Source organism: Neisseria sp. P0022.S010, from assembly GCF_051956635.1.
Window position 1 is genome coordinate 1 of sequence record NZ_JBQCXF010000088.1, and the last position, 9,825, is coordinate 9,825.

A 9,825-nucleotide genomic window follows, 5' to 3' on the forward strand; every position below is an offset into this window, starting at 1 on the left:
GCCAGGCGGTCTTTAAAGGTATCCATGTTTATGCCTTTATGGAGGTATGTTTTTTATATGGTTTGGACGATTTGAGTGTATTTTACCTTAGTTTTTATAAAATCGTAAGAAAAAAATTACCTAATCTAAGAAAAAGTATTGCATATTCTATTTTTTCTTAGTATTATTCGTTTTGTCTTAGATAAATCGATATTTGTAATTTTCTATTCGATTTTTCTTAGTTTAATTTTATTTGGTTTAGTTTTTCTGATTTAAACCTGCTATATGATTATGATGAGAGGTGTGAAATGACTCGTTCGCGTAAAAATACTTTTTGGGTGCTGCTGGCGTTGGTACTGGGTTTTTTTGCTCTGCCTTTCGGATCTTCGGAGGCGCATGAGGCGGACGGTAATCTGACGGCTTCGGAATGCGAACGCTTGGGCAGCTTGAGTCTGGAGCAGATGGACGGCAGGCTGCTGGCTTTTGCCAAAGAATGCGATATGGTGGAGGCTACCCACGATTGGGAGCAACAGTACGGCAACTTGAATGAAGAAGAAATGCTTGCCGGCGTGGTGTATGAGTAATGTTTGTGAATGAATCGATAAAGGCCGTCTGAACGATCAAAGTTTCAGACGGCCTTGTGTTTTCAATAATGATGGCTTAAGGCATCAATGGTGCATTAGCCAGGCCGGTGGTTTCGGGTAGGCCGAACATGATGTTCATATTCTGCACGGCTTGACCGGCTGCGCCTTTAACCAAGTTGTCAATGACGGAAAGAACAATCCATACATCGTCTTGTTCGGGCGCTCTTTGAACGCTGATACGGCAAAGGTTGGCGCCGCGCACGCTGCGGGTTTCAGGTGTCGAACCTGAAGGCAAAATATCGACAAAAGGACTGTCGCGGTAGTATTCGCGCAGCAAGGCTTCAGGATCGGTATGTTCTTGCAGGTGCAGATACAGGGTAGCATGCATACCGCGTATCATCGGAACAAGGTGTGGCACGAAAATCAGGCCGTCTGAAACATGGTCTTGCAGCCCGGACAGGGTTTGTCGGATTTCAGGCAGATGGCGGTGGCCGCCGACGCCGTAGGCTTTGAAGTTGTCGCCTGCTTCGCACAATAGGGCGTGGGTGCTGGCTTTGCGGCCTGCACCGGAAACACCGGATTTACAGTCGGCAATTAGAGGCGCGTTGGCTTTCAGACGGCCATCCTGAAGCAGCGGCAATAAGGGTAGGGAAACGCAAGTAGGGTAGCAGCCCGGGTTGGCCACCAGCATGGCTTTGGCGATGTCGTCTCTGTAAAGTTCGCACAAGCCGTACACTGCTTGGGAAACGAGTTGCGGCGCGGCATGGGTCATTTTGTACCATTTTTCCCATGTGGGGATGTCGCGGATGCGGAAGTCGGCAGACAGGTCAATCACGCGTACGCCTTTTTCCACAAGGGCCGGTGCTTCTTTCATGGCCACGCCGTTGGGCGTGGCGAAGAACACGAGGTCGCAACGGTCAAGCCCGGCATCTTCGGGTGTTTGGAATGCAAGGTCGTAAATACCGCGCAGGCTGGGAAAGTAGTCGGTAACCGCAATACCGGCTTCGCTTCGGCTGGTGACGGCAGTGACTTCTACGTTGGGGTGGCTGCTGAGCAGGCGCAACAATTCAACGCCTGTGTAACCGGTTGCACCGACGATACCAATTTTAATTTTTGTGGTCATGGTGTGGCTCCTTTGTAGGGTAACAATGCGTTTGATTATATAGTAATTAATTGCCGTCGGTCAGCGGTGCTTGTGCCAAGCTTTGCAATAGAGGGTTAAACAGGCCGTCTGAAATATGGGATTGACGATATTGGAGAGAGGATTTCAGACGACCTGAAAGTTTGGGAAAACGCGGTTTGCGGTTTTATTTAACTATCGATTTGAGATTGGTGTTTTTTATTTATAGTCAGTATTTTATAAATATTCTAGGCCTCGTGTTTTGAAAACCTTTTATATTTCGTCTTTATCCTATTCATACAGACACAAAATAAAAACGCAAAAAAATGCCCCCGGGTTGGAGAACCGGAGGCAAGTATCCAAGGAGTAGCTCTCATCAATAAGAACTAGTTACTTGGTACTATATCTCTTGTTAGGATTGAAAGCAAGCGTTTTGCACATTTTAACATTTAAATAATTTTTTCATTCAAATTCAGAAAGCTATCAAACAGTGCTTGAATTTTGGGTTGGTGGCTGATGCCGATGACCAAAGTATCGGGCAAATGTTGCTTGAGGGTCTGCATCAACATCAGGGCGGATTCGTCATCGAGCTGGTTGGTGGCTTCATCTAGGAACAGGATCTGCGGTTTGTGCAGCAGCGCGCGTGCAAGGCTGAGGCGTTGCTGTTCGCCGCCGGAAAGGATGCCGTGCCATTCGTATGAAGTGTCCAAATCGTTCATCAACGTGTGCAACCTACCCGTTGGGCTGCTTAAGCCGACTTGTTCCAAGACGGTTTGAATCAAATGGTCGTCTTGGCAGGCCGTATAGGGATAGCTGACAGTTTGACGCAATGTGTCCGCAGGCAGGTAAGGGCGTTGGGGAAGAAAGAGGAGGCTGCCGTCGAGGGCGAAACTGCCTTGGTAATACGGCCACAAGCCTGCGAGGGCGCGCAGCAGGGTGGATTTGCCGATGCCGCTTCTGCCTTCGAGCAATACCCATTCGGGGGCGTGGGCTTCGAGGTTGATGTCGGTAAGCAGGGGGCTGCCGGTTTGGGTGTGAACGGTAAGGTTTTGCAGGACGACCTTGCCGCTATGATGCGGCAAAGCTGCTTGGTGTGACTGAAGGGAGGAGCTTTTTTGTTCTGCTTGTTCCAAGGCCGTCTGAAAACCGGAGAGGCGTTCGACGACTGCCGCCCATTCAATCAGGCGGCGGTATGCGTCAGTAAACCATCCGAAACTGTCTTGAACGCGGGCAAACGATGTGCGGGTCTGCATCATGTCGCCGAAGGTCATGGTTTTGGCGAGGTACATGGGCAGGGTGGCGAGGATGGGGATGAAGATACTGATGCGGACATAGGTCGCCCAGAAGGTTTCTTGGCGGAATTCGCAGTTAGTCAGCCGTCGCCAGTTGTCGCGGATGCGGAGGTAGCGCTGTTTCAGACGGCCTGTTTCGGCTTCGCCGCCGTTGTAGAAGGCGATTTGTTCGGCATGGTCGCGTACGCGTAAAAGGGCTGCGCGGTAGTCGGCTTCGCGATGCTGGCGGTCAATGTTGAGGTTTTTGAGTTTGCGGCCGACAAGATGGGCGATGACGGTGCTGAAGATGGAATAAATCAGTGCAACCCAAACAAGGTAGCCGTAAACGGTAATGCTGTATCCGCCGATGTTGAAAGTCTGTACGCCGGAGAGCGTCCACAATACGGCGACAAACGCGCTGAATTTGGCAATATTATTGATGAAGGAGCGGAACAATCCGATGCTTTTGTCGGCGAGGAGATAGATGTCTTCGGCGATACGTTGGTCGGGGTTGTCCGGTTCTCCTGTCAGGCGCAGGCGGTAATGTTTGTGGCCTTCGAGCCAGTTTTTTTGAAATTGCTCGGTCAGATGGGTACGCCAACGGAAGATGAGGCGTTTTTGCAGCCAGTCGCCGCAGACGATGCAGCCGATAACCATCGCCATATAGCCGAGGTATTCGACAATGAGCGAAGGCATGGATGCGCCGTCAAACGCGGCCAGCGCGTCGTAGAAGCGTTTGTCCCACGCGGCAATCCAAACGCTGATGGTAATAGAGAATAGGGTAAACCCTATCAAAACGGCGAGCATCAGCCATTGGAGGCGACCGTGTGTCCCCGACCAAAAAGGGCGGGCAAGGTAAAAGAATTTTTTGAGCGTATTCATGATGAATGCTTGTAAATGTGCGTGATAGGCCGTCTGAAAGCAGAATTTTGTTTTCAGACGGCCTTGTTTATAAGCAATGATTAGTTTTTATATGCTTTTGAAGAGTGGAGGGCAATCCACTCCCGATTTGCCGCTATTTTACATTTTCCATTTCAGGCTGAACACGGCATTGCGTGGTTCGCCGTAGAAGTTGCCGTAGTTTTTTGTACGGTTGCTGTTGTTTTCATAGTAGTGTTTGTCAGTCAGGTTGTTGACTGCCAGCCCCAGTTGCAAATTGTCGGTCGGACGGTATTGCAAACCGGCATTCCAAACGGTATAGCCGCCTTGGGGCAGCTTACTGCTGGTTTTGCTTTGACTGGACAAGCCTATACCGATACTTAACTTACCGTTTGCAAACGGCGGCGTATAGCTACTGTAAGCGCGGAAAATGTGTTTTGGGGTCCAGTTGGCAAAATCGCCCTCGGTATGGGGATGGTTTTCTGTTTTGCGGATATTGTAGGTATAGCCGGCAAACAGTTTCCAATTTGCGCCGATTGCTCCGGAAATTTCCGCATCTACACCGCGGCTGCGTTCTTTTGCGGGAACGTAGTAGAAAGTCTGTTTCCTGTTGCCGCTGGCCGGAACGTTGACACGCACGCCGACGTTGGTGTTATCGGTTTGGAACAGGGATACGGCCGTATTGAGTTTGCTCTGCATCCATTCGCCTTTCCAACCCAATTCGTAGTTTTTACCGACTTCGGGCGCGAGATAGCTGTTGTCTGCATTTGTTTTCAGAGTCGGTTTGTAGATGGATGTATAGCTTGCATAGAGGCTTTGCCCCGGCATGAAATCGTAAGTGATGCCGATGTATGGAATGAATTTGCTGTTTTTGACCGAATAGGTTTTTGCATCATTGTCCGGAGCGCCTGCATAACGGGACCAGTTGTAATTGAAGTCGCGTTTCCAATGGGTATAGCGTCCGCCTACCAATAGATGCAGTTTTTCCGTAGGATTGATGCGGGCACCTGCTGCAAGGGCGTGCGTATAGAAATGGTTGTTGCTGTCCATAATGCTGTATGGTTCGGCAGCCCAGTCCGGCTGGGGGATAACGGCAGAAAATGGATCGTAGCTGCCGGTTGCCTGCATACGGGTATGGTGCAGGGTATTGCGCTCTTTCGAATAATTATGAGTCAGGAAGATGTCGTGGGTTTGACCCAAGGCTTCAAACTTGCCGCGCAGGTTGTTTTGAATATGCAGATGTTTGCTGTCGTGCTGATAGCGGAAAGCCTGTTGGTCTTCAATACCGATGGATTGATTGGCTTTCAATCCACTTTTGTCTGCCATTAAGAAAGCATACCTTTGGTCGGAGTGGCTGTTTCGCCAATCGATTTTGCTGTTCCATTTCCAGTTGTCGTTGAAGTAGTGGTCAAATTCTGCAAAAACACCGTTTTTGATGAATCGCCCATGATTCCAATCCGCACCGAAATAGCTGTCGCGCGGCAGACTGCTTCCGTCTTCCCATAAAGGCAAGCCGTTGAGATTGGGGGTGTTGCGCTGGGCGATACGGTACGCACCGACAGAAACCTTGCTGTTTTCTCCGATGTCTTTTTCTAAAACGCCGTAAAGAAGGCTGTTTTGCCCTTTCACTTTATCCTGAAATGTTTTGTCATGATCAAAACTGCCGACAATACGTCCGCGGAATTGGTTTTCTGAGCTTAAAGTGCCCGAGGCATCCAATTCGATATGCCGTTTGCCGAAACGGTCGGCTAAACCATTCATACTGATTTGTTTTTTAGTCGTCGGTTTTTTGCGTACGGCATTAATCGTACCGCCGGGTGCGCTGTTGGATTGGGTCAGCCCGGCCGCACCGCGCACAACTTCAATGTGGTCATACATGGCAAGGTCGGTGATGTTGTGCCCATCTCTGGCGGGGCTGCCAAATATGCCCGGCGCACCAATAGTGGTGGCCATGCCGTCTTCTTCCAATTTTTCAATATAGAATCCGCGGCTTTGGAAATGGGTGCGGTTCCCTTGGCGAACGACATTTACGCCAGTCGTCGTTTTCAACGCATCCGCCAGCGTCGTAATGCCTTGATCGTTAATTTGGTTTTTGGTAATCACGCTGACCGATTGCGGCGTCTCACGCGGAGTCAATGCCAGTCCTGTGGTAGAACTCATGGCCGAAGTCGTATAGTCATTCCGATTTTCGGTACGCAGGCTGCGGTTTTTGCCGACCACATTGACCTGCTTTAATTCCACCTGTTGTACCTCTTCGGCAGCTTGTGCGGCTTGGGGCAATGCGGCAAGGCAGAGGGCAAGTGTGCTCAGTTTGAATAGTTTTTCAGAATGATGCATTTTATGAGGTCCTTGATAAAGAAAGGTCTGTTTGTTTTTAAATATTGGCAGCAATATCTGTTTAAATTGAGCCGTTATTTTTTATAAGCCGTTTTGTTTTAAAAATTAAATATAAATCCTCGAATCATTTTATTTGATTCAATTTTAATATTGTCAAACCATCGGGTCAAAAAAAGGTTGCCATCGGAAAGGGAGCCGTTGGCAACGAATGGAGGTGGGAATGCAATGAAAGCTAGATATAAGGGGTAGTGCCAAACTAGCCATAAAGAACTATATCGAAACTGTAAGAAAAAGCAACAACAAGTTATCTGTTGCTTGCAAAGTTTTTTAAACAGCTTGTCCTAAATCAAATTTTTGAGTCATGACTTGTTTAGTTGATGCAGGGATTGGTATTGGTAGCTCTAGTTGAATTGTTTACAGGCCGTCTGAAAATTGCCGGGGTTGTTCGGCTATAATGCTGTTTTGGTTTTTTAAGGCCTTTGCAAAAATACGGTTTCGTTGTTTTAGGCTGAATGTGTACCCGATATGTTTGTAAAGGTCTTAGGGTATGAGGAGAATGAGATGAAGAAAGTTTTGGTGTTGCAACATGGGGATTTGGGCGCTTGCGACTGGTCGGCATTTGGCAGTTTGGTGTCTGCGCCATCAGGGAAGTCGGTGTTGCGCGTGCCGGTTGATGATGATTTTGAATTGACGGACGATATGCGTGCGGCGTTGATTGCGCAGCAGATAGATGGTGCGGTGTTGCCGGATGTGGCTTTTGCTGATTTGGGACTGATTGTCAGCGATATGGATTCGACGCTGATTACGATTGAGTGTGTAGATGAGATTGCGGCCGGTGTTGGGCTGAAGGATGAGGTGGCAGCGATTACGGAGCAGTCGATGCGCGGCGAGCTGGACTTTGAGCAGTCTTTGCGTAAGCGTGTGGCTTTGCTGGCCGGTTTGGACGAGCGCGTGTTGGAAGAGGTGTACGAGAATGTGTTGCAGCTTTCGCCGGGTGCGGAATTTTTGTTGGCAGAGTGCAAACGGAATGATGTGAAGTTTATGCTGGTGTCGGGCGGGTTTACGTTCTTTACGGAACGCCTGCAACGGCGTTTGGGCTTGGATTTCCATTTTGCGAATGTGTTGGAAGTGGAAAACGGCAAGCTGACAGGCCGTCTGAAAGGGCGGATTATCGATGCGCAGGCTAAGACGGATTTGTTGCGTGAATACCGTGAGCGTCTGGGTTTGGCTTCGTGGCAGGTGGTGGCGATGGGTGATGGTGCGAACGATATTCCGATGATACGGGAGGCGGGGTTCGGCATTGCTTATCGGGCGAAACCGAAAACCGAAGCGAATGCGGATGCGTGTGTGCGCTTTGGTGGTTTGGAGCGGATACGCGGTTGGTTTGCGTAAATCGTTTGAGGGTGTTTGTCAGTCAGGCCGTCTGAACAATCGGGAAACCGGTTTTCAGACGGTCTGATGTTTTATAAGGCGATAAAACGGTAGCCCTCGGCATCGACTTCGAGAATGGAGGCGTAATTATCGCGCCAGTCGCCGAGTACAATGCGGGTGTAATCGGCGTTGCGATGAATGTTTTCGCGGTGGGTATGACCGTGGATGAGCAGGGGCGTGTGGAAGCGTTGGACGGTTTCGTGGGTAAAGGCTGGATTGACGTCCATGATGTCGGCGGTTTTGTGTTGTTTGTCCTGTTTGCTCTGCTTGCGGATTTTGGTGGCGATGTTCAGTCGGAGTGTGAGCGGCAGGAGTAGGAACAGGCGTTGCAGCCATTTTTGATGGACGGTACGGCGGAATTTTTGATAAGAATGGTCGTCGGTGCAGAGGGTGTCGCCGTGACAGAGTAGGGTGGGTGTGCCGAACAGGTCGATAACGGCGTACTCGGGCAGTAAGGTCATGCCGGTATCGCGGGCGAAGGTTTTGCCGATGAGGAAGTCGCGGTTGCCATGGATGAAATAGCAGGCAATGCCACGCTCGGTTAGGCTGAGGATGGTTTGTTTGATGGTTTGAACCAAAGGGCTGTTTTCGTCATCGCCGATCCAAAAATCGAAAAGGTCGCCAAGAATGTATACGGCTTGGGCGTGAACGGCTTTTTCTTGGATAAATTTTTGGAAGAGTGCGGTCAGCTGAGGATGGGATTCGCTCAGGTGCAAATCGGCGATGAAGTAAATCGGCATGATGATGTGGGACGTGTGGGAAGGGTTTTATTATAACTTGGGTTGTCGCTTTTGGATTTGGGCTTGGTGTTTTTCGTTTGTAATGCGGTGATTTTATTGTTTTGATTTGGTGTGATAAAGGCCGTCTGAAACATCTTTTCAGACGGCCTTTCTAGTTTATTGGGCTTTGCCCTGATAGGTGATTTGTTTCAGCGTCTCTTCTTGGTACAAGTCGCTGATGGGGACGGTATAGAAGAATTCGTTGCTGCGGACAAAGCGGTTGACCAAGTCTTTGTCGAGATGGAGGACGTGGTGCCGCAGTTTGTTTAAGCCTTTGAATATCATGGTACTCCAACGCATATAGCCGTCTGAATTGGGGCGGATGTCGTTCATGGCATCAAGGGCGAGAAGTTTGCGGTTTTGTTCCTCTTTGTCCAAAGGATGGGAATGGATGCTTTGGAAGTAGAACGGTTGCTCGGAGGGCGGCGGCAGGCTGAGGGAAGACCCTACTTTGCCGATAGGGAAGTCGTCGCTCAGATAATGTATGGTGTGCAAAAACAGATTGCCGCGGCGGTAATCGATTTTACGCAGGGCTTCGATGGCGGCCAGAGCAGTATGTTGGTGGTCGGGATGCACATCAATATTGGGAGACGGCGTCACGATAATATCCGGCTGGAACGTTTCTATCAGATAGCCAAGGTTGTCCACCAAGCTGTTCCAAGTCGAGCCGGGCTTGAGATGTTTCGCCAATGGGGAGGTATTGGCACTGCGGAAAATATCGACATCGGTCGTATCGATTTTGGTCGATTTAATCTCTTTTTCCGGATTTTGGCGCATGGCGGTCAATGTGCTGTCGAAGTAGCCCAGTTGCAGGATGTTTTCAGACGGCACGCCGGCCAAAAGGGGAACGGTCAGGCTGTTCCAAACGCGCATCCGGCCTTTTTGCAGATATTGTGCCTGGGTGTCGAAGTCGCATGTGCTGTAAAGATTACCATAGTGGAAGCTGCCGCCTTCGCTGGCAGTTAAGGTGCAGATCATTGAATTGGCGGCGTGTTTTTCGTACAAACCGTATGCGCTTAATTCGGCATCGTCAGCATGAGGCGCGAGGACAAGGATTTTTTTGCCGTCTAGGTTTTCACGCGGATAAACAGAGAGTTCGATTTCTTGGTCGGGCAAAGTTAGGTATTTGCCTTCCAGGCGGATGGTTTTGTCGCTGTCGGAGAAGGTGTCGCTCAGATTGATATAGCGCACGCCTTTTGCGCCGTATTCGAAATATTGCTTCCATTTGCCTTTAGATGAAATGGTTTCCACAAAAGGCAATACCAGCAATCCTGCCCAAGTGGATTTGATGCGGATTTTGGCAATAACGGTATCTTGCCCGCGGATAGTGGCGGGCAAAGTCAGGTTGCCACCCTTGAGGGTAGCATGCGCGGTAGAGGGGAGGGATGGATAGTTATAGTCTTGGTATGTGTTGTAGGCAAACTGTTTTTTATGAATAATTGAAG

At 49.5% G+C, this 9,825-nt stretch carries 7 protein-coding genes; 2 read left to right on the top strand and 5 right to left on the bottom strand.

Annotated features, from left to right (window positions below):
- Positions 1-287: 287 nt before the first annotated feature.
- Positions 288-563 carry a hypothetical protein gene (locus ACTHUT_RS09565; RefSeq protein ID WP_250601287.1) on the top strand — a complete coding sequence of 92 codons (276 nt, stop codon included), beginning with the start codon at positions 288-290 and terminating at the stop codon, positions 561-563.
- 76 nt (positions 564-639) lie between these two features.
- On the opposite strand, the gene argC is transcribed toward ACTHUT_RS09565, so the two are convergent.
- The 3 genes from argC to ACTHUT_RS09580 all read right to left on the bottom strand — a co-directional run bounded on the left by argC (position 640) and on the right by ACTHUT_RS09580 (position 6,170).
- On the bottom strand, positions 640-1,686 hold the full coding sequence (gene argC, locus ACTHUT_RS09570; protein WP_250601285.1) for an N-acetyl-gamma-glutamyl-phosphate reductase: 1,047 nt from the start codon (positions 1,684-1,686) through the stop codon (positions 640-642).
- A 446-nt stretch (positions 1,687-2,132) separates the two neighbouring features.
- Positions 2,133-3,836 (bottom strand): ABC transporter ATP-binding protein/permease, encoded by a 1,704-nt coding sequence (locus ACTHUT_RS09575; RefSeq protein WP_250601283.1) that lies wholly within the window; start codon positions 3,834-3,836, stop codon positions 2,133-2,135.
- Between the two features lie 138 nt (positions 3,837-3,974).
- Positions 3,975-6,170: a TonB-dependent siderophore receptor gene (locus ACTHUT_RS09580; protein ID WP_250601281.1), complete on the bottom strand. Its 2,196-nt coding sequence runs from the start codon at positions 6,168-6,170 to the stop codon at positions 3,975-3,977.
- A 561-nt stretch (positions 6,171-6,731) separates the two neighbouring features.
- On the opposite strand from ACTHUT_RS09580, the gene serB reads away from it, so the two are divergent.
- Positions 6,732-7,562 (top strand): phosphoserine phosphatase SerB, encoded by an 831-nt coding sequence (serB, locus tag ACTHUT_RS09585; protein ID WP_250601279.1) that lies wholly within the window; start codon positions 6,732-6,734, stop codon positions 7,560-7,562.
- Between the two features lie 71 nt (positions 7,563-7,633).
- Here the strand turns inward: serB and lpxH are convergent, their stop codons facing one another.
- Positions 7,634-8,344, bottom strand: coding sequence for a UDP-2,3-diacylglucosamine diphosphatase (gene lpxH / locus ACTHUT_RS09590; protein WP_431768207.1), 711 nt, complete (start codon positions 8,342-8,344; stop codon positions 7,634-7,636).
- 153 nt (positions 8,345-8,497) lie between these two features.
- Positions 8,498-9,825 (bottom strand): PIG-L deacetylase family protein (locus tag ACTHUT_RS09595; RefSeq protein ID WP_440418755.1); only part of this gene is annotated, 1,328 nt, incomplete at its 5' end.